Below are 21,645 nucleotides of genomic sequence, written 5' to 3' on the forward strand. Positions count from 1 at the left end.
GACGTCTGGAGAGAGCTTCGCGCCACAACTGGGTGAGCGTCCAGCAGACATTACCGGCACTTCGGCGAGAGCGTCGGCACATTCGCCCACGGCCAGTTCTTCCAGCTGCCGTCCTCGCCGACGCAGGCCGATGCTGCAGGGCCGCTCGTATCGAGTTGCGTCGCAAAGCGCTGGTCGACATAGGTCGTCGATAGATATCCGGCGACGATGACGCCCAGAAAGACCGAGGAACCCTTGGCCAGATCGCGCAGCTTCATCGATCGTCTCCGTCCGCTTGTCGTCGCTGCTCTAGCTACAACGACTAACGGACGTCGCAGGATCCAAGCGTGACACGCCTCACGCCCGCCACGCCATCTTCAGCACCGGCCGCCCCGAGGTCGGGTTCACGTCATCGCCAGCATGGGCAAAGCCGTTGCGTTCGTAGAAGCGGATGGCGCGGGCGTTGTCCTTGTTGACGAGCAGCGTGACTCCAGTCGGAGACAGGCGCTTGGCCTCATCCACCAGCAGCCTTGCTGCGTCCGAGCCCCAATGGGCGGGATCGACCACGAGCTGGTCGAGATAGCCGTCACCGTCGATGGTGACGAAGCCGGTGAGGGTACCCTCCTGTTCGGCGACGACGATGGACGCCTTCGGCACCAGGTCCTTGCGCCAGCGCTCGCGCCACCAATCGAGGCGGGCGGCGAAGTCGATCTGCGGATAGGCCTGCTGCCAGGTGCGATGCCAGAGGTCGATCGCGGCCGCTTCGTCCTCGGGTCGGTAGGGGCGGAGATGGAGGGCGCTCACTACCGCTCCGTCAGCTTCAGCTCGATGCGGCGGTTGCGCTTGTAGGCCTCTTCCGTGTTGCCGGTATCGAGCGGCTGGAATTCACCAAAACCGGCGGCGACGAGGCGCTGGGCGGGCACGCCGAGCGAGATCAGGTATTGCACCACCGAGATGGAGCGGGCGGCGGACAGGTCCCAGTTCGACTTGAAGTTCGGGCCGTTGACCGGGCGCACGTCGGTATGGCCATCGACGCGCAGCACCCAGGGAATCTCGGTCGGGATCTTCTTGTCGAGGTCGATCAGCGCGGTCGCCAAGGTGTCGAGCTCGGCGCGACCCTCGGGCAGCAAGGTCGCCTGTCCGGTGTCGAAGAACACTTCGGACTGGAACACGAAGCGGTCGCCGACGATACGGATGTCGGGGCGGTTGCCGAGGATGGCGCGCAGGCGGCCGAAGAACTCCGAGCGGTAGCGCGACAATTCCTGTACGCGCTGCGCCAGCGCCACGTTCAGGCGCGAGCCGAGATCGGCGATCCGGTTCTGCGATTCCTTGTCGCGCTTCTCGGAGGCATCCAGCGCCTCTTCCAGCGCCGCCAATTGCCGCCTGAGCGCGCTGATCTGCTGGTTCAGCACCTCGATCTGCGCCAGCGCCCGCGCCGAGACCGCTTTCTCGGAGTCCAGTGCCTTGCCGAGCTCGGCGGTCTTGCCTTGCGCGTCGCTGCCGGCATTGGCGAGACCTTCATAGAGGCCCTTCATGCGGTCGCGCTCGGATTCGGCCGAGGCAAGGCCGGCCCGCAGTTGCGAGACCTGATCGTCGAGCGAGAGCTTGCCGAGCTTCTCCAGCGACAAGAGCTCGTTGAGCTGCGCGATCTTGGCGTTGAGCTGCTCCAGCGCCTTGTCCTTGCCGGTCACCTCCTGCGACAGGAAGAACTGCACGACCAAAAACACCGACAGCAGAAACACGATCGACAACACCAGCGTCGACAGCGCGTCGACGAAGCCGGGCCAGTAGTTGAAGGCGCCTTCATTGCGGCGGCCGCGGGCAAGAGCCATGATCGTCTCCGTTCTCTTGTGTCCCGGACGCGCTGCAGCGTAAAACGCTGCTGCGCAGAGCCGGGACCCAGAATCACTCGTCGAATGGACCCCGGATCAGCGACGCATCACTTCGTGCTGCATCGCGTCCGGGGCACGAGATCTTTCGTCCTGTTCTCAACTCTTCTCGGGCTGGCGCGCAATGCGCTCCAACAGGCGCCGGATCTCGCGGTTCTGTTCGCCCTGGCCGTCGGCCCATTCGCGGATCATCTGCTGCTCGGTGCGCATGTGCGAGACCAGCGCCTGGATGGCTTCGGCGAGGCTCGCCATCGCCGCGGTGGTGCCGCGGTTGGAGCTGCCTTCCTCGAGCACGGAGCGCAGCCGCTCGACCGCGGCCTGGAGCTCGCTGCTGGCCACGCCACCGCCGCCGGAAGCGACCGCCACTTCGCCGCTGCCATATTCGCGCACGGTGGTGGCGAGCCAGTCTTCGAGGTCGGTGTAGAAGCGGTTCTGCGCCTGGCTCGATTGCAAATCGAGGAAGCCGAGGATCAGCGAGCCGGCGAGGCCGAACAGCGAGCTCGAGAACGAGATGCCCATGCCGCCGAGCGGGGCGGCGAGCCCCTCTTTCAGCGTGTCGAACAGGGCGCCGGAATCACTGCCGACCTTGAGCCCGTCGATCACCTTGCCGACCGAGCCAACCGTCTCGATCAGGCCCCAGAAGGTGCCGAGCAGGCCGAGGAAGACGAGCAGGCCGGTCATATAGCGGGAGATGTCGCGGGCCTCGTCCAGGCGGGTCGCAATCGAATCGAGCAGATGCCGCATCGTGGTCTGGGTGATCGACATCCGCCCCGAGCGCTCGCCGCCGAGGATCGCCGCCATCGGCGCCAGCAGCTTCGGGTGCCGGGCTGGCGCCAGGCCGGGATCGGCGATGCGGAAATTATTGACCCAGGACACCTCAGGGTAGAGCCGGATGACCTGGCGGAAGGCCAGCACGATGCCGATGAACAGCACCGCCCCGATCAGGGCGTTGAGGCCGGGATTGGCGAAGAAGGCCTGGATGATCTGCTTGTAGAGCACCACGCCGACCAGCGCACACAGCACCAGGAAGACCAGCATCCGCACCAGGAAGACGCTGGGCGAGGACAGTTTGGTGTACTCGATATCCATGGTGGAGCGGGAAGTGCCAGACCGCATGCCGGTATCATCCATTACGAAGCTTGCTTGCGGGCGCACTATGGCACAGCGCCAGCCCAAAAAAAGCGCCGGATGCGCCGATTTCGGGGACAGCTTGGGGAACTTGGACCGAAAGCCGCGCTTTGATAGGCCGGTGTCTGCAAGAGCTCGCCATTCGGGGGCCGCATGAGCGTCGTTTCCGCGATCATCGGGACTGCCGAACGTGTGCCGTTGCCGGACGTGGTGATGCGTGCCGCGATCCAGCGCCTGTGCTCGCGCACGGCGACGCGCCTGTCCAAGCTGGGGGCAGCCGACGATGCCGCCTTCGCCGGGCGGATGATGCTGCGGCCGATCGCCGAGGACGCGGATGCTGCCCGCGGCCGACACGACGAGGTGCCGGCTTCCTTCTTCGCGCAGGTGCTCGGCCCCAACCGGAAATATTCGTGCTGTTTCTACAAGACCGATGCGACCAACTTGCAGGAGGCGGAGGAGGAGGCGCTGCGCCAGACCGTCGAGCATGCTGGTCTTGCCGACGGGCAGACCATCCTCGAGCTCGGCTGCGGCTGGGGCTCGCTGTCGCTGTGGATCGCGCGGCAGTTTCCGCACGCGAAGGTGACGGCCGTGTCGGCCTCGCAGGCGCAGCGCGCTTATGTCGAGGAGGAGGCGCGGCGGCGCGGGCTGTTGAACCTGCGCGTCGTCACCGGCGACATGAACGTGTTCGCGCCCGAGGGGCAGTTCGACCGCATCGTCTCGGTCGAGACGTTCGAGCACATGATGAACTGGCGCAAGCTGATGACGCGCCTGCGCGCGTGGCTCGCGCCCGACGGGCGCTTCTTCATGCATGTGGTCTCCCATCGCTCCGGGTCCCATCTGTTCGACCCGGCCAATCGCGAGGACTGGATCGCGCAGCACGCCTTCACGGGCGGGATGATGCCGAGCCATCACCTCGTCAGGCAATTCGACGACATCTTCGCAATCGAGAAGGAATGGTGCTGGAGCGGCACGCATTACCAGCACACCGCGAACGACTGGCTCGCCAATTTCGATGCGCATCGCGCCGCCATCGAGACCTCGTTGCGCAAGGCCTATGGCGAGGAGACCGCACTTTGGATGCGGCGCTGGCGCTGGTTCCTGCTGGCGACGTCGGGGCTGTTCGGCTACGCCGACGGAACCGAATGGGGCGTCAGCCATTACCGGATGAAAGCCGCCGCCTGATTGCGATGTTCCGTCGCAGCACGCGGCGATGGAGCCAGACTCACAATCAAGTGAGTCCACAAAAACCATCAAGATTCAACACGATACGCCGTGTGACAATGAGCCGCCCGCGTCATGCGTTGCATCGCAGCAGGCGCATTCTATTTTGGCGGCATCGGCCGCGTGCAAAGAGCCCAGAACGGGCCCGCGCGGAGCGTGATTAGTTACAACAAAATCGGGGCGACTCACTTCATGTCAGGACTTCGTGCGCGATCGGCATGCGTTGCAATGATGCTCGCGGCCTTAGCGCCGCTGCTGGTGGGCTGCGACGAGTCCAGCTCCGCCATATCCGCCGCTCCGCCGTCCGACCCTGACGTCAGCATCGTCGTCATCAAGCCGCAGCCGCGCGCCGTGGTGCGGGAGCTGCCGGGCCGCATCGCGCCGACGCGCGTCTCGGACGTGCGGCCGCGCGTCTCCGGCATCGTGGTCGAGCGCCTGTTCCGCCAGGGCAGCGAGGTGAAGGCGGGCGATCCGCTCTACCGCATCGATCCACGTCCGTTCGAGGTCGAGGTATTGGCCAACGAGGCCGCGGTCGCCAAGGCCGAAGCTGCTGCGATGCAGGCGCACCAGCAGGCACGCCGCATCGCCACCCTTACCAAGGATCGCGCCGCGCCAGAGGCCGAGAACGAAAAGGCCATCGCCGCCGAGCGGCAGGCCCAGGCCGAGGTCGATGGGCGCAAGGCGGACCTCGCGCGCGCAAAACTCAATCTCGATTACGCTACCGTGCGCGCGCCGATCGACGGCGTCGTCGGTGCGGCGCTGGTCAGCGAGGGCGCGCTCGTGGTGCAGAACGAGACCAATCTCGCCAGCATCCAGCAGCTCGATCCGATCTATGCCGACTTCACCCAATCGGTGACCGAGCTCAACCAGCTCCGCCGCGCCTTCGAAACCGGCGATCTCGAGCGTATCGCGCCCGATGCCGCCAAGGTGCGCCTCGTGCTCGATGACAACACCACCTATTCGCTCGACGGCAAGCTGCTGTTCTCCGACGCCAAGGTCGATGCCCACACCGGCCAGGTGACACTGCGCGGCGAATTCCGCAATCCCAAGCGCGAGCTCCTGCCAGGCATGTATGTCCGCGTCCGCATCGACCAGGGTCTGGACGCCGACGCGATCGCGGTGCCGCAGCAGGCGATCCAGCGCAATGGCGGCGGCGGCAGCGAGGTCTTCGTCGTCAAGGACGACAACCACATCGCGGTGCAGGCGGTGCGCACCGGTTCGGTGCAGGACGGATTCTGGTTCGTCACCGAAGGCCTGAAGGCCGGTGACAAGGTCGTGGTCGAAGGCTTCCAGAAATTTGCGGCCGGCGACAAGGTTAAACCGCAATCCTGGTCGGAGGCGGACGCGACCGCGGACAACCGGCACGCTCAGAAGGTCACGCGGTAACGCGCCATGCCGAGTTTCTTCATCGACAGGCCGATCTTCGCCTGGGTGGTCGCGCTATTCATCTGCTTGATCGGTGCGATTGCGGTTCCGCTGCTGCCGATCGCGCAATATCCGATCATCGCGCCGCCCTCGATCTCGGTCTCGACCAGCTATCCCGGCGCCTCGCCGGAGAACCTCTACAACAGCGTCACGCGACTGATCGAGGAGGAGCTCAACGGCGCCTCCGGCATCCTCAATTTCGAATCGACCAGCGATTCGCTCGGCCAGGTCGAGATCATCGCCAATTTCCAGCCGGGCACCGATACCAGCGCCGCCTCGGTCGAGGTGCAGAACCGCATCAAGCGCGTCGAGGCGCGCCTGCCGCGCGCGGTGATGCAGCAGGGCATCCTGATCGAGGAAGCCTCCAGCGCGGTGCTTCAGATCATCACGCTGAACTCAACCGACGGCAGCCTCGATGAGGTCGGCCTCGGTGACTTCATGATCCGCAACGTGCTCGGCGAGATCCGCCGCATTCCCGGCGTCGGCCGCGCCACGCTCTACTCGACCGAGCGCAGCTTGCGCGTCTGGGTCGATCCGGCCAAGCTGGTCGGCTATGGGCTGACCGCCGACGACGTCAACAAGGCCATCGCCGCGCAGAACGCGCAGGTCGCCTCGGGCAGCATCGGCGCCGAGCCGTCGACGTCGAGCCAGCGCACCTCCTCGCTGGTGCTGGTCAAAGGCCAGCTCTCGTCCCCGGACGAGTTCGGCGCCATCATCCTGCGCGCCAACGCCGATGGTTCGACCGTGCGCCTGCGCGACGTCGCGCGCATCGAGGTCGGCGGCCTCAGCTACCAGTTCAACACGCGCCTCGACGGCAAGCCGACCGCCGGTCTGTCCGTGCTGATGTCGCCGACCGGCAATGCGCTGGCGACCGCGAGTGCCGTCGAAGAGAAGATGAAGGAGCTGTCGCGCTTCTTCCCGGCCAACATCACCTACGAGATCCCGTACAACATCACGCCCGTGGTCGAGGCTTCGATCAAGAAGGTGCTGTCGACGCTGGTCGAGGCCGTGGTGCTGGTGTTCGTGGTGATGTTCTTGTTCCTCCAGAACATCCGCTACACCATCATTCCGACCATCGTGGTGCCGGTGGCGCTGTTAGGGGCCTGTTCCACGCTGCTGCTCGCCGGCTACTCCATCAACATGCTCTCGATGTTCGGCATGGTGCTCGCGGTCGGCATCCTCGTCGACGACGCCATCGTCGTGGTCGAGAACGTCGAGCGCATCATGGCGGAGGAAGGCCTGCCGCCGAAGGAAGCGACCCGCAAGGCGATGTCGCAGATCACCGGCGCCATCATCGGCATCACCTTGGTGCTGATGGCGGTGTTCGTGCCGATGGCGTTCTTCCCGGGCTCGGTCGGTATCATCTACCGCCAGTTCTCCGTGACCATGGTCGCAGCGATCGGCTTCTCCGCCTTCCTCGCGCTGTCGCTGACGCCGGCGCTGTGCGCGACCCTGCTCAAGCCCGTCGCCGCCGGTCACGGCCATGCCAGGAAGGGCGTGTTCGGCTGGTTCAACCGCGTGCTCGAAGGCGGCAAGGAGGGCTATTCCCGCACCGTCGGCTTCTCGCTGAAGCGCACCGGCCGCCTGATGCTGGTCTATGTCGCGCTGCTGGCCGGTCTGTCCTGGGCCTTCGTCAACCTGCCTGGCGGCTTCCTGCCCGTCGACGACCAGGGCTTCGTCACCACCGACGTGCAGACGCCGTCGGATTCGTCCTATGCCCGCACCGAGGCGGTGATCGAGAAGGTGGAAAAATATCTGGCGCAGCGGCCCGGCGTCGACAACGTCACTTTCCTCACCGGCTTCAGCTTCTCCGGCCAGGGCATGAACACCGCGCAGGCCTTCATCACCTTGAAGGACTGGTCCGAGCGCGGGCCGAAGGATTCCGCCGCGGCGATCGTCAACGACATCAACCGCGATCTGTCGTCGTCGATCCGCGACGCAAAAATCTCCGCGCTGCAGCCGCCGCCGATCGACAATCTCGGCAATTCCTCGGGCTTCTCGTTCCGCCTCCAGGACCGCGGCCAGAAGGGCTATCCGGCGCTCATGCGCGCCGCCGACCAGCTGATCGCGGAGGCCAATGCGAGCCCGGTGCTGCAGAAGGTCTATATCGAAGGCCTGCCCGAGGCCGGCGTGGTCAATCTCGTGATCGACCGCGAGAAGGCCGGCGCCTTCGGCGTCACCTTCGAGGACATCAACAACACGATCTCGACCAATCTCGGCTCGAACTACATCAACGACTTCCCGAACCGTGGCCGCATGCAGCGCGTCGTGGTGCAGGCAGATAGCCGCGACCGCATGCGGACCGAGGACATCCTCAACTACAACGTCAAGAACAGCCGCGGCCAGCTGGTGCCGTTCTCGTCGTTTGCCACGGTGGAATGGGCGCGCGGGCCGACCCAGATCGCCGGCTTCAACTACTATCCGGCGGTGCGCATCTCCGGTGAAGCGAAACCCGGCTTCACCTCGGGCGACGCGATCGCTGAGATGGAGCGGCTCGCCGGCAAATTGCCGCGCGGCTTCGGCTATGAATGGACCGGACAGTCGCTCCAGGAGAAGCTCTCGGGCTCGCAGGCGCCGTTCCTGCTGGCGCTGTCGGTGTTCGTGGTGTTCCTGTGCCTTGCCGCACTCTATGAAAGCTGGACCATTCCGCTCGCGGTGCTGCTGACCGTGCCGCTCGGCATCGTCGGGGCAGTGAGCGCGGCGATGCTGCGGGGCCTGCCGAACGACGTCTATTTCACCGTCGGCCTGATCACCATCATCGGTCTCGCGGCAAAGGACGCGATCCTGATCATCGAGTTCGCCAAAGATCTGCGCAAGGAGGGCAAGCCGCTGGTGGAAGCCACCATCGAGGCCTGCCGCCTGCGCTTCCGTCCGATCCTGATGACCGGCCTTGCCTTCATCTGCGGCGTGCTGCCGATGGCGATCGCCCACGGCGCCGGCGGCGCCAGCCAGCAGGCGCTCGGCAGCGTCGTGATGGGCGGTATGATCGCGGTGGTGATCCTGGCGCTCTTGATGGTGCCGGTGTTCTTCGTCTCGGTGCAGCGCGTGTTGGGCGGGGATCGGGAGCCGAAGATGGCGAAGGAAGGCGAGGCCTACGGGCCGCCAGCGCCGGTGAAGCCGTAGGGCACACTGTCATGCCCCGCGCAGGCGGGGCATCCAGTACGCCGCGGCATCTCCGTATCCAACTGATGTCTCTGGAATACTGGATCACCCGCTCCAGTGCGCAATTGCGCACAAGGCGGGTGATGACAGCGGAATGCGGAGCGCGAGCTTCCGCCTTACGCCGCCTTCCGCAAAATCTTCACCAGCTCTCCGTGCACGAACTCGTTGCCGCACACCACGTGCCCCTTCGTCAGCGCATCGCCGGGCGTGTCGATGTCGCTCACGGTGCCGCCGGCTTCCTTCACCATGATCTGGCCGGCCGCGATGTCCCAGGGCGAGAGATTCCGTTCCCAATAGCCGTCGAGACGGCCGGCGGCGACGAAGGCGAGGTCGAGCGAGGCGGCGCCGAAGCGGCGCAGGCCAGCGACGCGGTCCTGGATCGCAGTCATCTCGCGGCGGAATTCCTCATGGTCACCGCGGCCGATATGGGGCAGGCCGCAGGCCACCACGCATTCGTTGAGCTGGCGACGGCCGGCCACGCGCAGGCGCTGGTCGTTGAGGAAAGCGCCCTTGCCGCGCTCGGCGATGTAGAGCTCGTCATTGGCGGGATTGTAGATCACGCCCGCGATGACGGTGCCCTCACGCGCAAGGCCGATCGAGATCGCGAATTGCGGGATGCCGTGCAGGAAGTTGGTGGTGCCGTCCAGGGGATCGACGATCCAGGTGTGGCTCTTGTCGCTGCCTTCGCGGGTGCCGCCCTCTTCGCCGATGAAGCCGTAGCCGGGCCGGGCCTTGGCGAGGTCCTGGTAGAGGATCTCTTCGGCGCGCTTGTCGGCGAGCGAGACGAAATTCGCCGGGCCCTTCAGCGAGACCTGGAGATGCTCGATCTCGCCGAGATCGCGCTTGAGGCTGCGGCCGGCGCGGCGCGCGGCCTTGACCATGACATTGATAGTTGCGGAGTACAGCATGAGCTCTGGTCTTGATCGGGGGGAAATGGCGCGAAATCGCGCCTGTTTGAGGGATGGGGTGCCCTGCGAGGGCGCCAAGGTCAAGTCATTTGGTCCCGAGCCATTTCTTTGCGGCGGCTTCCGCCTTGGCCCGGTCCTCGGCCGGCAGATCGGACAATTGCTTGTCGAGCTCCGGGTCGCCCTTGCCGGCGGTCTTGGCCACCAGGTGCCATTTGAAGCCCTCGACCTTGTCCACGGCCGTGCCCATGCCGTTGATCAGCACCCAGGCCAGCCGGTTCTGCGCGATCGCGCTGCCCTGGCGCGATGCCTTGCGGAGCAACGCCACAGCGGCCGGCTGGTTCTTCGGCGTGCCTGTGCCGTTGAACAGCGCGATGGCGTATTCGACCTCGGCATCGACATTGTCGGCCAGCGTGGCGGCCTGGAGCAGCCGCACCGCGCGTTCGGGGTCCTTCGGCACGCCGGTGCCTTCCTTGTAGAAGGTCGCGAGCGCGTATTGCGCCTCGGGCAGGCCGCCATCGGCGGCCTGGCGCAGCAGCTCGGCGGATCGCTTGACGTCCTGCGGCAGGGTCTGGCCGTCCAGGTAAAGCAGAGCGAGGTTATAGGCCGCCTTGGGCTCGCCCAGCTTGGCGGCAGAGGCCATCAGTTTCACCGCTTCGCCCTTGTCGACCGGGCCGCCGCGGCCCGACATGCGCAGCATGGCGAGCGCGAACATCGCCTCGCGGTCGCCGGCATCCGCGGCGCGCTTGTACCATTCCTGCGCCTTGGCGTAGTCGCGGCGAATGCCCATGGCATTGGAATAGAGCTCGCCGAGCATGGTCATCGCCTTGGGATCGCCTCCTTGCGCGCGGGCGGTGGCGAGCTCGAACGCCGTCTTATACTGGCCGCGCTGATAGGCGCCGAACACCAGATCGACGTTGGAATTGTCGGTCGCCGGCGCGGGGATCACGGTCGCGGCCGGGGCCGGCTTGGAGGAGGGGGCCGGCTTGGGCGAGGCCGAAGGCTTCGGCGCCGGTGCGGCCTCCTTCTTGTTGGTGAGCGCGTGCGGCTTGGGCTTCGGCTTCTCGGCGGGCGGGCTCGGCGTTGTGGCCGGCGGGGTGATCTGGAGCTGCGCGGCCGCGGGCGCCGTCAGCAGCAGCGTGGCCAAAATGGTGATGCGCGGGAGCTTCATGTCGGGCGCTAGCCGTGCTCCTGGCCAGCCGGCGCCGTCGCATGGGCCTTCTTGATTGCAGCATCGGCCTCGACCAGCGCGGCCTTGGGCCCGCGCGGATCGGCCCAGATGAACTCGCCGGCCAGCACGAAATCGGCACCGCTGGCGGCGAAATCGTAGGCCTCCTCGAGCGAGGTGGCAAAGCCGACGCAGGGCGGCTCGAACAGCTCGGCCCACCAGTCCAGCCGCTCGGCGATCGCCTGGGACGACGGCCGCTGGCCGTTGGCGTCGGGCTCGCCGAACAGCACGTAGTCGGCGCCCATCTCGCCCGCGCTCATGGAATCGTGGCGCGTGGCGAGCCCGCCGACGCCGACAATGCGATCCGGCTTGAGCGAGGGCACCGCCTCTTCCAGCGCGGCGAGGCCCGTGAGATGCGCACCATCGGCGCCGCCGCGCGCCACCAGCTCGGCATGGCCGTCGATCAGCAGCGCGGCACCCGCCTTCTGCACCGGCGGCGCGAAGGCCTTGATGCGCGAGATCATCGTGCGCTGGTCGGTCTCCTTCAGCCGCAGCAGCACGGCCGCGACATCGGCAGAGGCGAGCAGCGCAGGCAGCTCGGCGACGAGCGAAGCGGGATCATCGACGACCGGCGTCGCGAGATAGAGACGCGGCGCCGGGCGCGGCGGAGGCGGTTTGTTCGACAAGATCTAGGCTGCTTTCTTTTCCAGGCTGCTTTGCCATTCGCCCTTGGCCGCAAGGCCGTTCATCCGCGCGCGGTGGCTGAAGGCACGCTGTCCGGCCGCGACGTTCTCGGCCTTGCCGGACCAGGCTTTTTGCGGCGCGGCTTGCAGCGCGCGGCCATAGGAGAAGGTCAGGCCCCAGGGCAGCGGGCCGAGCTTGTGCATGGCGTTGAGATGCGCGGTCGCCTCCTCGTCGGACTGGCCGCCGGAAAGGAAGGCGATGCCCGGCACCGCCGCCGGCACGCAGGCCTTCAGCAGCCGGATCGTCCTCTCCGCGACTTCCTCGACGGAAGCCTGCTTCGCACACTTCTTGCCTGAGATCGCCATGTTCGGCTTCAGCACCATGCCTTCGAGCGCGACGCGCTGCTCGCGCAATTCCTGGAACGTCTTGTTGAGCACGCGTTGCGTCACTTCATAACAGCGCTCGATGTCGTGATCACCATCCATCAGCACCTCGGGCTCGACGATCGGCACGATCTGCGCGGCCTGGCACAGCGCGGCATAGCGCGCCAGCGCATGGGCGTTGACGCTGATCGCGGTCATCGAGGGGATGCCGCTGCCGATGTCGATCACCGCACGCCATTTGGCGAAGCGGGCGCCGCGCTCGTAATATTTCTTCAGCCGCTCGGCGAGCTTGTCGAGGCCGACGGTCACAAGCTCGCCCGGGCACATCGGCAGGGCTTGGGTGCCTTCGTCGACCTTGATGCCGGGGATGGCGCCGGTCTCCTCGATCAGCCTGATCAGCGGCGTGCCGTCCTTGGCATCCTGCCAGATCGTCTCGTCATAGAGGATCACCCCGGAGATATACTGGCTCATGGCCTCCCTGGAGCGGAACAGCATCTCGCGATAGTCGCGGCGGTTCGCTTCGGTCGAATCGACGCCGATCGCGTCAAAACGCTTCTTGATGGTGCCGGAGGATTCGTCGGCGGCGAGGATGCCCTTGCCGGGGGCGACCATGGCAGTCGCGATCCTGTTGAGCTCAGTCAGATTCATCGAGAGGTCCTCCCAAAACGATTCTGCCCTTGCCCGTGAAAATAGACCGTTCTCGGGCAATTGCCGAGTTAACGTTCGTCGCAGGGTAAAGGGGGGCGGGAGGTCGTCGGGTAAAATGGTGGCCGGGGTCGGGCGACCCTTCACCTCGCCCCGCTTGCGGGGAGAGGTCGGATTTTACGCTACGCGTAAAATCCGGGTGAGGGGGTACAGGTCTATCGATAGGGTACGACTCGCGGAGAGAGCCCCTCACCCCGACCCTCTCCCCGTAAGAACGGGGAGAGGGAGGGATAGATCACGCCACCGCGATCGCTATGCGACGCGGGGGTCGAGCTCGCCCTTGGCGTAGCGCTTGGCCATTTCGGCGGTGGTCAGGACCTTCTTGATCTTCGAGGCCTGGCCGGCGGTATTGAACTCCTGGAGCCGCTGCTTGCACAGCTTGGTCATCGCCTCCATCGCTGGCTTCAGGTACTTGCGCGGATCGAACTCTTCCGGATTGTCCTTGAGCACTTTCCGGATCTGGCCAGTCATCGCCATGCGGTTGTCGGTGTCGATGTTGATCTTGCGCACGCCGTTCTTGATGCCGCGCTGGATCTCGGCGACCGGGACGCCCCAGGTCGGCTTCATCTTACCGCCATAGGCGTTGATGATGTCCTGGAGGTCCTGCGGCACCGAGGACGAACCATGCATCACGAGATGCGTGTTCGGCAGCTTGCGGTGGATCTCCTCGATCACGTTCATGGCGAGGATGTCGCCGTCGGGCTTGCGGGTAAATTTGTAAGCACCGTGAGAAGTCCCCATCGCGATCGCGAGCGCGTCGACCCTGGTCTCCTGCACGAACTTCACCGCCTCGTCCGGATTGGTCAGCAGCTGGTCGTGGCTGAGCTTGCCTTCGGCACCGTGCCCGTCTTCCTTGTCGCCCATGCCGGTCTCGAGCGAGCCGAGCACGCCGAGTTCGCCTTCCACCGAGATGCCGCCGAGATGGGCCATGTCGGTCACGGTCTTGGTGACGCCGACATTGTAGCCCCAGTCGCCGGGGGTCTTGCCGTCGGCCTTGAGCGAGCCGTCCATCATCACCGAGGTGAAGCCGGACTGGATCGCGGTCATGCAGGTCGCCGGCTCGTTGCCGTGGTCGAGATGCACGCAGACCGGAATGTGCGGATAGATCTCGGTCACCGCGTCCATCATGTGCTTGAGCATGACGTCATTGGCGTAGGAGCGCGCACCGCGCGAGGCCTGGATGATGACGGGCGCGTCGACCTGGTTGGCCGCGTCCATGATCGCCAGCGCCTGCTCCATATTGTTGATGTTGAAGGCCGGTACGCCGTAATCGTTCTCCGCCGCGTGGTCGAGCAATTGACGTAACGTGATCCGAGCCATCTGTCTTTTTCTCCCGTTTGGGCCTGCAAGGCCGCTCAATGTTTGCCGACTTAAGCTTAATTGACGCGCAGCACCTCGACGCCGGGCAAGGGCTTGCCTTCCATCCATTCAAGGAACGCGCCACCGGCGGTCGAGACATAGGTGAAACTGCCGGCGACGCCGGCCTGGTTGAGCGCGGCGACGGTGTCGCCGCCGCCGGCGATCGAGATCAGCTTCTTGTCCTTGGTGCGCTCGGCAGCGTGCCTGGCGGCCGCGACCGTGCCGCGATCGAACGGCTGCATCTCGAAGGCCCCGAGCGGTCCGTTCCAGACCAGCGTCGCGGCGTCGTCGATCGCGGCGTGGACGCGCGCGACCGATTGCGGGCCGACGTCGAGGATCATGCCGTCGGCGGGGATCGCGTCGAGCCCATAGGCGTGCGACGGCGCGTTGGCGGCGAAATGGTAGGCGACGGTGGCGTCGACGGGGAGGATGATCGCGCAGTTGGTGGCGCTCGCCTTCTCCATGATGCGCAGCGCGGTGGCGGCGAGATCCTTCTCGGCCAGCGACTTGCCGACCGCGACGCCCTGGGCGTGCAGGAAGGTGTTGGCCATGCCGCCGCCGATCACGAGCGCGTCGACCTTGTTCACGAGGTTTTCGAGCAGATCGATCTTGGTCGAAACTTTTGCGCCGCCGATGATCGCGATGACAGGTTTGGTCGGAGAGCCCAGCGCCTTCTCCAGCGCATCGAGCTCGGCCTGCATGGTGCGGCCGGCATAGGCAGGCAGCTTGTGGCCGAGGCCCTCGGTCGAAGCGTGGGCGCGATGCGCGGCCGAGAAGGCGTCATTGACCCAGATGTCGCCGAGCTTTGCCAGCTCCGCGACGAAGGCCGGATCGTTCTTTTCCTCTTCTTTGTGGAAGCGGGTGTTTTCCAGGCAGAGGATGTCGCCATCGTTCAAGCCGGCGACGGCCGTGACCGCAGGCTCGCCGATGCAATCGTCGGCGAAGGCAACGGGCTTCTTCACGACCTTGGACAGCGCTTCCGCGACGGGCTTGAGCGATTCCTTGGCATCGCGGCCCTTCGGCCGGCCGAAATGTGCGAGCAGGATGACCTTGCCGCCCTTGTCGGAGATCTCGCTGATGGTCGGTGCGACGCGCTCGAGCCGCGTTGCGTCACTGACGCGCCCATTCTCCATGGGTACGTTGAGGTCGACACGCAGCAATACGCGTTTGCCCTTCACGTCGACGTCGTCGAGGGTGCGGAATTTGGCCATGTCCTGAATCACTCGTTAGCTGGCGACGCTACGGCGCATCGCGCTCGGGTGGATCGCCTTCCTGCCTGGTCGTTATCTTGCCTCCCTGGCGCATACCGTACGCGATCAACGCGATCAGCAATATGGCGCCAGGGATGCCAATCCAGGCAGGAAGCATTGCGCTCCCCTTAGATCACCTTCGCGATCGCGACGGCGGTGTCCGCCATGCGGTTCGAGAAGCCCCACTCGTTGTCGTACCAGGACATCACGCGCACCAATGTGCCGTTCTGCACCTTGGTCTGGTCCTCGTGGAAGGTCGAGGAGTGCGGGTCGTGGTTGAAGTCGATCGAGACGTTCGGCGCGCTGGTGTAGCCGAGGATGCCCTTGAGCTGCTGCTCGGAGGCGCGCTTCATCGCCGCGTTGACCTCCTTGGCGTCGGTGGCGCGCTTGGCGACGATCTTGAGGTCGACGACCGAGACGTTCGGCGTCGGCACACGGATCGCGACGCCGTCGAGCTTGCCCTTCAGCTCGGGCAGCACGAGACCGATCGCCTTGGCGGCGCCGGTCGAGGTCGGGATCATCGACATCGCAGCCGCACGGCCGCGGTAGAGATCCTTGTGCAGCGTGTCCAGCGTCGGCTGGTCGCCGGTATAGGCATGGATCGTGGTCATGAAGCCGGTCTCGATGCCGACGAGATCGTTCAGCACCTTGGCGACCGGCGCGAGACAGTTGGTGGTGCAGGAGCCGTTGGAGACGACCAGATGGTCCTTGGTCAGGGTGTCGTGGTTGACGCCGTAGACGATGGTGGCATCGGCGCCGTCGGCGGGCGCGGAGACCAGCACGCGCTTGGCGCCGGCGGTCAGATGCGCGGAGGCCTTGTCCTTCGAGGTGAAGATGCCGGTGCATTCCAGCGCGACATCGACGCCGAGATCCTTCCAAGGCAGCTTCGAAGGATCGCGCTCGGCGGTCACCTTGATCTTGCCGTTGCCGAGGCTGATCGAGTCACCATCGACGGTGACGGTGCCGGGGAAACGGCCATGGACGCTATCGAAACGGAGCAGATGGGCGTTGGTCTCGACCGGGCCGAGGTCGTTGATGCCGACGACCACGATGTCCTTGCGGCCTGACTCGGCGATAGCCCGCAGCACATTGCGGCCGATGCGACCAAAACCGTTAATTGCGACGCGGACTGCCATGTTTCGTCTCCTTCAATGACCGTTGTCATCCCGCACAACGCGATTTGCGCGCCTGCGAGGGTTTTTTAGGGCGGGCGCCCGGTTCGGCCGGGCGGTGCGTGATCATATGAGAGATTACGTAGTCCTTTTTTGCGGCAAGCTCAACTCTCAGGAAACGCGCTTCAGCACAGCGTTAACCGTGGCCTCGGTAGTAATGCCGAAATGCTTGTAAAGCTCCTTGGCAGGACCGCTTTCGCCGAAGGAATGCATGCCGATAAATTCGCCGTCCTGGCCGATCACCGCGTCCCAGCCCCAGCGTACGGCGGCCTCGATCGCAATCTTCACCGGTGCGTTACCGATGATTGCGGCGCGTTTCGCCTCTGGTTGCGCTAACAACAGCTCGAGCGAAGGAACAGAAACCACCCGTGACGCGATGCCGCGCTCGGCGAGCTGCTTCTGGGCGGCGACCGCGATCTCGACCTCGGAGCCGGAGGCGAACAGCGTCACCTTGGCTTCGCCCTGGGCTGCGACCAGCTCATAGGCGCCTGCTGCGCAGGGATTGTCATTCGGTGCGGTGGTGCGGAGCTGCGGCAGGTTCTGGCGCGTCAGCGCCAGCACGGTCGGCCCGTCGATGCGGTTGAGCGCGAGCTCCCAGCACTCGGCGACCTCGATGGCATCGCAGGGACGGAACACGCGCATGTTGGGAATGGCGCGAAGCGCGGCGAGATGCTCGACCGGCTGATGAGTCGGACCGTCTTCGCCGAGACCGATGGAATCGTGCGTCATCACATAGACGACGCCGGAGCCCATCAACGCGGCAAGGCGCATCGCGGGCCGGGCGTAGTCGGTGAACACCAGGAAGGTCGCGCCGTTCGGCGCGAAGCCGCCGTGCAGGAAGATGCCGTTCATCGCGGCGGCCATGCCGTGCTCGCGGATGCCGTAATGGATGAAGCGGCCCTTCGGCGTCTTGGCCGAGAAGGCGGTCGCCGACTTCGCCTTGTTGTTGTTGGAGCCGGTGAGATCGGCGGAGCCGGCCAGGAATTCCATCGGCATCGCGGCCGCAATCGCCTCGATCGCCGCTTCCGACGATTTGCGGGTCGCGGCCGTCAGCGGCTTCTCGAGCAGTTCCTTCTTGTGCGCGCGCAGCGCCTTCGCCAGCGACGCCGGACGCTCATGGCGCAGGCGGCGCTCGAACTCGGCACGCTTGCGGCTGCCGAGCTCACCAAGCCGTCCTTCCCATTCCAGCCGCGCCACAGCGCCGCGGCTGCCGGCTGCGCGCCACGCCTTCAGCACGTCATCAGGCACGGAGAACGGCTCGAGCGAGATGCCGAGATTTTCCTTGGCGGCCTTGAGCTCGTCGGCCCCTAGCGCCTCGCCGTGCACCTTCGACGTGCCGGCCTTATGCGGCGCGCCGAAACCGATGGTGGTGCGGCAGGCGATCAGCGTCGGCTTGTTCGATTTCTTCGCGCGCGTGATGGCATCAGCAATTGCAACCTTGTCTTGGCCGTCGATCTTCTCGGCGGCCCAGCCCGCGGACTTGAAGCGTTTCACCTGGTCGACGGAATCGGCGAGCGAGGTCGGGCCGTCGATCGAGATGCCGTTGTCGTCGTAGAGCACGATCAACTTGTTGAGCTTCCAGTGCCCGGCCATCGCGATCGCTTCCTGCGACACGCCCTCCATGAGGTCGCCGTCAGAGGCGAGCACATAGGTGTGGTGGTCGACGATCTTCTTTCCGAACTCGGCGGCGAGCATCTTCTCGGCCAGTGCCATGCCGACTGCGGTGGAGATGCCCTGGCCGAGCGGCCCGGTGGTGGTCTCGATCCCCTTGGTGCGGAAATTCTCGGGGTGGCCGGGAGTGAGCGAGTCGACCTGGCGGAACTGCTTGATCTGGTCCAGCGTCATCTCGGAATTGCCGGTCAGGTACAGCAGCGAATAGAGCAGCATCGAGCCGTGGCCGGCCGAGAGCACGAAGCGGTCGCGATCGGGCCAGGCGGGCGCGGCAGCGTCGAATTTCAGGAACTGCGTGAACAGCACCGTGGCGATGTCGGCCGCACCCATCGGCAGGCCCGGATGGCCCGATTTGGCCTTCTCGACGGCGTCCATCGAGAGCCCGCGGATCGCGTTGGCCATACGGGTGTGATCGACCTGCGTATTCGCCATACGGGTGGCATCGAACTGCATCATGATGAAAATCCGTCTGAAATGAGGTGCTTGATGGTCGTGCACGCCGCGCGGGGTCGAGCCTAGCGGCCACGGGAGCTGGGGCTGGATAGCATCTCGGTTTCGGGAGTCCAAGGCAATCAAACGCCGGTTTGGCCGCAAAAATTGCTTATCGGTGCATAGTTTCGCGGCGACGTTGCGCTGGGCTAGCTTGCCACGTAAATTTCTGCTTCTAACCGCTTGCCGAACCGAGTCTTTTGCCGGACGGCGAGCCCCAGGAATAAGGCCACTGGGGAAAGGCCATAGGTTCCGCCGCTGACTGCATGAACGATCGCGTGTCCAACAGCTCTGCCATGACGGAGTCATCCGCCGTCGAGATCGAGATCGCGACCCGCAGGCTCACGGCTGCGCTCGACGCGCTCGAAAGCGCGGTGGAGCGGCGGCGCGATGCCGATCGCGACGAGAACGAGCTCGCGGCGCGGATTCAGGCGCTCGGCGCCGACCGCTCGCGGCTTGCCGACGAGCTCGACGGTGCGCTGGTGAAGGCGCGCAAGCTCGAGCGCACCAATCGCGAGATCTCCGACCGGCTGGATTCCGCAATCGTCACGATACGTTCGGTGCTCGATACCGGAGAGGACGGATGAGCCACATCAACGTCACCATCAACGGCCGGCAATACCGCATGGCCTGCGAGGAGGGCCAGGAGGTGCGGCTGCTGAAGCTCGCCGAAAGCCTGGAGACGCGCATCCAGTCGCTGCGCGGAAAATTCGGCGAGATCGGCGATGCACGCCTCACCGTGATGGCGGCGCTGACCGTGTGCGACGAGCTGGTCGACATCGGCAACCGCGTCCGTTCCCTGGAGCAGGAGTTGACCGAGCTCAGGGATTTCCGCAACGCCGCCGTCGAGCGCGCCCGGATGACGCAGACCGCGGTGGTAAATGCGCTGAACGCCGCCGCCGAACGCATCGAGAAGTCGACCCAGGTGCTGAACCGCACCGTCGGCAACGGCATCGCGATCGGGTAGCGTCTACGGATCGCAGCTGGTTTGCTCGACGTGTCCGCGCGCCTTACCCTCCCCTGGAGGGGGAGGGTCGATCGCGCGTAGCGCGAGCGGGGTGGGGTGATCTCTCCACACGGGCGCTGTTGGAGGTTGAGAGGCCGCCACCCCACCCCGCTACGCATTTCGCTTCGCTGCATGCGTAGCGACCCTCCCCCTCCAGGGGAGGGTGGCACCGTGAGGGCGGCGAAAGCGAGGCTGCCGCCGGGCTGGCGATTCGTCAGTATCGTTGTTAGATTGCGCGAGCGAGGCTGCGACGTGCGTCAGGAGCCATATATCCCCGGGGCCTTATCGATCCTTTAGGGAACTGTCCCTGGCCGGGCCCGTGGGCCCGGACATATGGTGCCCACCTACTTTCGTAGGGAACTCCGGGATCGAGTGCTTCAACGGCGTACGCGGCTTCGCACTGTTTGCTTCTGTGTCGGTCGAAACTACTGCGGCCAGTTCAGTTAGGTGTCATGCCCCGGCTTGACCGGGGCATCCAGTACGCCGCGGCCCTTGTGTGAATCACCACCGCCTCTGGAATACTGGATCACCCGCATTCGCGGGTGATGACGTGGGGGACCAAAGCGCATGTCCAACTCCAAAGCCGAACTCCGTGCCAAAGCGCTGGCGGCGCGCGACGCGCTGAGCGAGAAGAAGCGCACCACCGCCGCTGCAAAGCTCGCCAAGCGCGGGCTGCCGTTCAAGCTCCTGCCCGGCAGCATCGTCTCCGGCTATTCGCCGATCCGCAGCGAGATCGATCCGCTGCCACTGATGAGAAGGTTCGCCGAAGAAGGCGCAAAGCTGGCGCTGCCTTGCGTCACCGCGCGCGGCCAGTCGCTGATCTTTCGTCTGTTTCAACCGAACGATCGCCTGATGCTCGGCCCGCTCGGCATTCCCGAGCCGTCGCCGGCAGCAAGCGAAGTCATCCCCGACATCATGCTGACGCCACTCGCCGCCTTCGACCGTCTTGGCCACCGCATCGGTTATGGTGCTGGGCATTACGATTTCACCTTTGCGCATTTGCGCAAAACCAAGCATATCGTCGGGATCGGGCTTGCCTTTGCAGCGCAGGAGATCGAGGCGGTTCCGGCACTATCGCACGACGTCGCGCTGGATTATGTGCTAACGGAATCGGACGTGTTCGATTTCCGGAGTTCTGAAGTTGCGCATTCTCTTCGTGGGTGACGTCGTCGGCCGTGCCGGACGCACGGCGATTGCGGACCATCTGCCTGGCATGGTCAAGGACTGGTCGCTCGATTTGGTCGTCGTCAACGGCGAGAATGCCGCTGGCGGCTTCGGCATCACGGAAGCGATCTATCAGGAGTTTCTCGACGCCGGCGCCGATGCGGTGACGCTCGGCAATCACTCCTGGGACCAGCGTGAAGCCTTGGTATTCATCGAGCGCGCCGAGCGCCTGGTGCGGCCGGCGAACTATCCGCGCGGCACGCCGGGCCGCGGCGCCGCGCTGATCGAGACCAAGAACGGCAAGCATGCGCTCGTCGTCAATGCTTTGGGGCGCGTCTTCATGACCCCGTTCGACGATCCGTTCGCGGCGCTCGAGCGCGAGCTCGGCGCCTGTCCGCTCGGCGTCGCGGCCGATGCCATCGTCGTTGACTTCCATTGTGAGGCGTCCAGCGAGAAGCAGGGCATCGGCTTCTTCTGCGACGGGCGCGCCAGCCTCGTCGTCGGTACGCACACCCACGTGCCCACCGCCGACCACCAGATCCTGTCAGGCGGCACCGCCTACATGACCGATGCCGGCATGACCGGCGATTACGATTCCATCATCGGCATGCAGAAGGAAGAACCGCTGCGCCGGTTCACCTCGGGGATTCCTTCAGGGCGCTTCGAGCCGGCCGCGGGGACGGCGACGTTGAGCGCCGTCGCCGTGGAGACGGATGACGCGACGGGCCTCGCATTGCGGATCGCGCCGGTGCGCGTCGGCGGCCGGCTCGAACCGACCACACCGAAGTTCTGGTTGAGTTAGGGCGCGTACTCATAAGCTTGCGCTACACTTCGTATGAGGTCTGCGTGCCTCCGGAGTGACCAGGCCTCAGCGCGTGGATCGTC

At 65.4% G+C, this 21,645-nt stretch carries 19 protein-coding genes and 1 other RNA gene; 8 read left to right on the forward strand and 12 right to left on the reverse strand.

What is annotated here, in order from left to right; translation table 11 throughout:
* Positions 1-50: 50 nt before the first annotated feature.
* The 4 genes from AAE027_RS35390 to AAE027_RS35405 form a co-directional block, all read right to left on the reverse strand.
* Positions 51-257, reverse strand: a complete 207-nt coding sequence (locus AAE027_RS35390; protein WP_370990526.1) for a hypothetical protein — start codon at positions 255-257, stop codon at positions 51-53.
* Positions 258-336: 79 nt separating this feature from the next.
* Positions 337-783: a GNAT family N-acetyltransferase gene (locus AAE027_RS35395; RefSeq protein ID WP_370990527.1), complete on the reverse strand. Its 447-nt coding sequence runs from the start codon at positions 781-783 to the stop codon at positions 337-339.
* A complete protein-coding gene (locus AAE027_RS35400) occupies positions 783-1,811 on the reverse strand; it encodes a peptidoglycan -binding protein (RefSeq protein ID WP_370990528.1) in 1,029 nt (342 codons plus the stop codon). Before AAE027_RS35400 ends, AAE027_RS35395 begins: the two co-directional genes overlap by 1 nt.
* 156 nt (positions 1,812-1,967) lie before the next feature.
* On the reverse strand, positions 1,968-2,984 hold the full coding sequence (locus AAE027_RS35405) for a flagellar motor protein MotA (RefSeq protein WP_370990529.1): 1,017 nt from the start codon (positions 2,982-2,984) through the stop codon (positions 1,968-1,970).
* A 165-nt stretch (positions 2,985-3,149) separates the two neighbouring features.
* Between AAE027_RS35405 and AAE027_RS35410 the strand changes: the two genes are divergently transcribed.
* The 3 genes from AAE027_RS35410 to AAE027_RS35420 all read left to right on the forward strand — a co-directional run bounded on the left by AAE027_RS35410 (position 3,150) and on the right by AAE027_RS35420 (position 8,765).
* A complete protein-coding gene (locus tag AAE027_RS35410; RefSeq protein ID WP_370990530.1) occupies positions 3,150-4,178 on the forward strand; it encodes an SAM-dependent methyltransferase in 1,029 nt (342 codons plus the stop codon).
* 231 nt (positions 4,179-4,409) lie between these two features.
* Positions 4,410-5,603, forward strand: coding sequence for an efflux RND transporter periplasmic adaptor subunit (locus tag AAE027_RS35415; RefSeq protein WP_370990531.1), 1,194 nt, complete (start codon positions 4,410-4,412; stop codon positions 5,601-5,603).
* Positions 5,604-5,609: 6 nt separating this feature from the next.
* Complete coding sequence (locus tag AAE027_RS35420; protein WP_370990532.1) at positions 5,610-8,765, forward strand: multidrug efflux RND transporter permease subunit; 3,156 nt, start codon at positions 5,610-5,612, stop codon at positions 8,763-8,765.
* Between the two features lie 155 nt (positions 8,766-8,920).
* Here AAE027_RS35420 and AAE027_RS35425 read toward each other — a convergent pair whose 3' ends face one another.
* The 8 genes from AAE027_RS35425 to tkt form a co-directional block, all read right to left on the reverse strand.
* The gene (locus AAE027_RS35425; RefSeq protein WP_370990533.1) at positions 8,921-9,712 is read right to left on the reverse strand and encodes an inositol monophosphatase family protein; all 792 of its coding nucleotides are present in this window, start codon (positions 9,710-9,712) and stop codon (positions 8,921-8,923) included.
* A gap of 85 nt (positions 9,713-9,797) precedes the next feature.
* On the reverse strand, positions 9,798-10,880 hold the full coding sequence (locus tag AAE027_RS35430; protein ID WP_370990534.1) for an HcpA family protein: 1,083 nt from the start codon (positions 10,878-10,880) through the stop codon (positions 9,798-9,800).
* 8 nt (positions 10,881-10,888) lie between these two features.
* Positions 10,889-11,563 carry a thiamine phosphate synthase gene (locus AAE027_RS35435; protein ID WP_370990535.1) on the reverse strand — a complete coding sequence of 225 codons (675 nt, stop codon included), beginning with the start codon at positions 11,561-11,563 and terminating at the stop codon, positions 10,889-10,891.
* Positions 11,564-11,566: 3 nt separating this feature from the next.
* Positions 11,567-12,592, reverse strand: coding sequence for a class I fructose-bisphosphate aldolase (locus tag AAE027_RS35440; RefSeq protein WP_370990536.1), 1,026 nt, complete (start codon positions 12,590-12,592; stop codon positions 11,567-11,569).
* 309 nt (positions 12,593-12,901) lie between these two features.
* A complete protein-coding gene (fba, locus tag AAE027_RS35445) occupies positions 12,902-13,969 on the reverse strand; it encodes a class II fructose-bisphosphate aldolase (RefSeq protein WP_370990537.1) in 1,068 nt (355 codons plus the stop codon).
* Between the two features lie 56 nt (positions 13,970-14,025).
* Positions 14,026-15,219: a phosphoglycerate kinase gene (locus AAE027_RS35450; RefSeq protein ID WP_370990538.1), complete on the reverse strand. Its 1,194-nt coding sequence runs from the start codon at positions 15,217-15,219 to the stop codon at positions 14,026-14,028.
* Between the two features lie 167 nt (positions 15,220-15,386).
* Entirely contained in the window at positions 15,387-16,394 is a 1,008-nt protein-coding gene (gene gap, locus AAE027_RS35455) for a type I glyceraldehyde-3-phosphate dehydrogenase (protein WP_128936571.1), read from the reverse strand.
* Between the two features lie 147 nt (positions 16,395-16,541).
* Entirely contained in the window at positions 16,542-18,557 is a 2,016-nt protein-coding gene (tkt, locus tag AAE027_RS35460) for a transketolase (protein ID WP_370990539.1), read from the reverse strand.
* A gap of 299 nt (positions 18,558-18,856) precedes the next feature.
* Between tkt and AAE027_RS35465 the strand changes: the two genes are divergently transcribed.
* From AAE027_RS35465 to AAE027_RS35485, 5 genes are all read left to right on the forward strand, one after another.
* On the forward strand, positions 18,857-19,177 hold the full coding sequence (locus AAE027_RS35465) for a DUF4164 domain-containing protein (protein WP_014439722.1): 321 nt from the start codon (positions 18,857-18,859) through the stop codon (positions 19,175-19,177).
* On the forward strand, positions 19,174-19,557 hold the full coding sequence (locus tag AAE027_RS35470) for a cell division protein ZapA (RefSeq protein ID WP_370990540.1): 384 nt from the start codon (positions 19,174-19,176) through the stop codon (positions 19,555-19,557). Before AAE027_RS35465 ends, AAE027_RS35470 begins: the two co-directional genes overlap by 4 nt.
* A gap of 278 nt (positions 19,558-19,835) precedes the next feature.
* Positions 19,836-19,996, forward strand: a non-coding RNA gene (gene ssrS / locus AAE027_RS35475) — 6S RNA.
* A gap of 167 nt (positions 19,997-20,163) precedes the next feature.
* Entirely contained in the window at positions 20,164-20,760 is a 597-nt protein-coding gene (locus tag AAE027_RS35480) for a 5-formyltetrahydrofolate cyclo-ligase (RefSeq protein ID WP_370990541.1), read from the forward strand.
* On the forward strand, positions 20,738-21,562 hold the full coding sequence (locus AAE027_RS35485; protein WP_370990542.1) for a TIGR00282 family metallophosphoesterase: 825 nt from the start codon (positions 20,738-20,740) through the stop codon (positions 21,560-21,562). The genes AAE027_RS35480 and AAE027_RS35485 overlap by 23 nt, the downstream gene beginning before the upstream one ends.
* The last annotated feature ends 83 nt before the right edge of the window (positions 21,563-21,645 follow it).

It is taken from the genome of Bradyrhizobium sp. DN3, assembly GCF_041357655.1.
GTDB lineage: Bacteria > Pseudomonadota > Alphaproteobacteria > Rhizobiales > Xanthobacteraceae > Bradyrhizobium.

Coding starts and splice junctions, on each gene's coding strand:
- gap (WP_128936571.1), bottom strand. CDS start 16,394: ATGGCAGTCCGCGTCGCAATTAACGGTTTTGGTCGCATCGGCCGCAAT.
- AAE027_RS35415 (WP_370990531.1), top strand. CDS start 4,410: ATGTCAGGACTTCGTGCGCGATCGGCATGCGTTGCAATGATGCTCGCG.
- fba (WP_370990537.1), bottom strand. CDS start 13,969: ATGGCTCGGATCACGTTACGTCAATTGCTCGACCACGCGGCGGAGAAC.
- AAE027_RS35420 (WP_370990532.1), top strand. CDS start 5,610: ATGCCGAGTTTCTTCATCGACAGGCCGATCTTCGCCTGGGTGGTCGCG.
- AAE027_RS35440 (WP_370990536.1), bottom strand. CDS start 12,592: ATGAATCTGACTGAGCTCAACAGGATCGCGACTGCCATGGTCGCCCCC.
- AAE027_RS35425 (WP_370990533.1), bottom strand. CDS start 9,712: ATGCTGTACTCCGCAACTATCAATGTCATGGTCAAGGCCGCGCGCCGC.
- tkt (WP_370990539.1), bottom strand. CDS start 18,557: ATGATGCAGTTCGATGCCACCCGTATGGCGAATACGCAGGTCGATCAC.
- AAE027_RS35480 (WP_370990541.1), top strand. CDS start 20,164: ATGTCCAACTCCAAAGCCGAACTCCGTGCCAAAGCGCTGGCGGCGCGC.
- AAE027_RS35465 (WP_014439722.1), top strand. CDS start 18,857: ATGAACGATCGCGTGTCCAACAGCTCTGCCATGACGGAGTCATCCGCC.
- AAE027_RS35450 (WP_370990538.1), bottom strand. CDS start 15,219: ATGGCCAAATTCCGCACCCTCGACGACGTCGACGTGAAGGGCAAACGC.
- AAE027_RS35410 (WP_370990530.1), top strand. CDS start 3,150: ATGAGCGTCGTTTCCGCGATCATCGGGACTGCCGAACGTGTGCCGTTG.
- AAE027_RS35430 (WP_370990534.1), bottom strand. CDS start 10,880: ATGAAGCTCCCGCGCATCACCATTTTGGCCACGCTGCTGCTGACGGCG.
- AAE027_RS35400 (WP_370990528.1), bottom strand. CDS start 1,811: ATGGCTCTTGCCCGCGGCCGCCGCAATGAAGGCGCCTTCAACTACTGG.
- AAE027_RS35405 (WP_370990529.1), bottom strand. CDS start 2,984: ATGCGGTCTGGCACTTCCCGCTCCACCATGGATATCGAGTACACCAAA.
- AAE027_RS35390 (WP_370990526.1), bottom strand. CDS start 257: ATGAAGCTGCGCGATCTGGCCAAGGGTTCCTCGGTCTTTCTGGGCGTC.
- AAE027_RS35470 (WP_370990540.1), top strand. CDS start 19,174: ATGAGCCACATCAACGTCACCATCAACGGCCGGCAATACCGCATGGCC.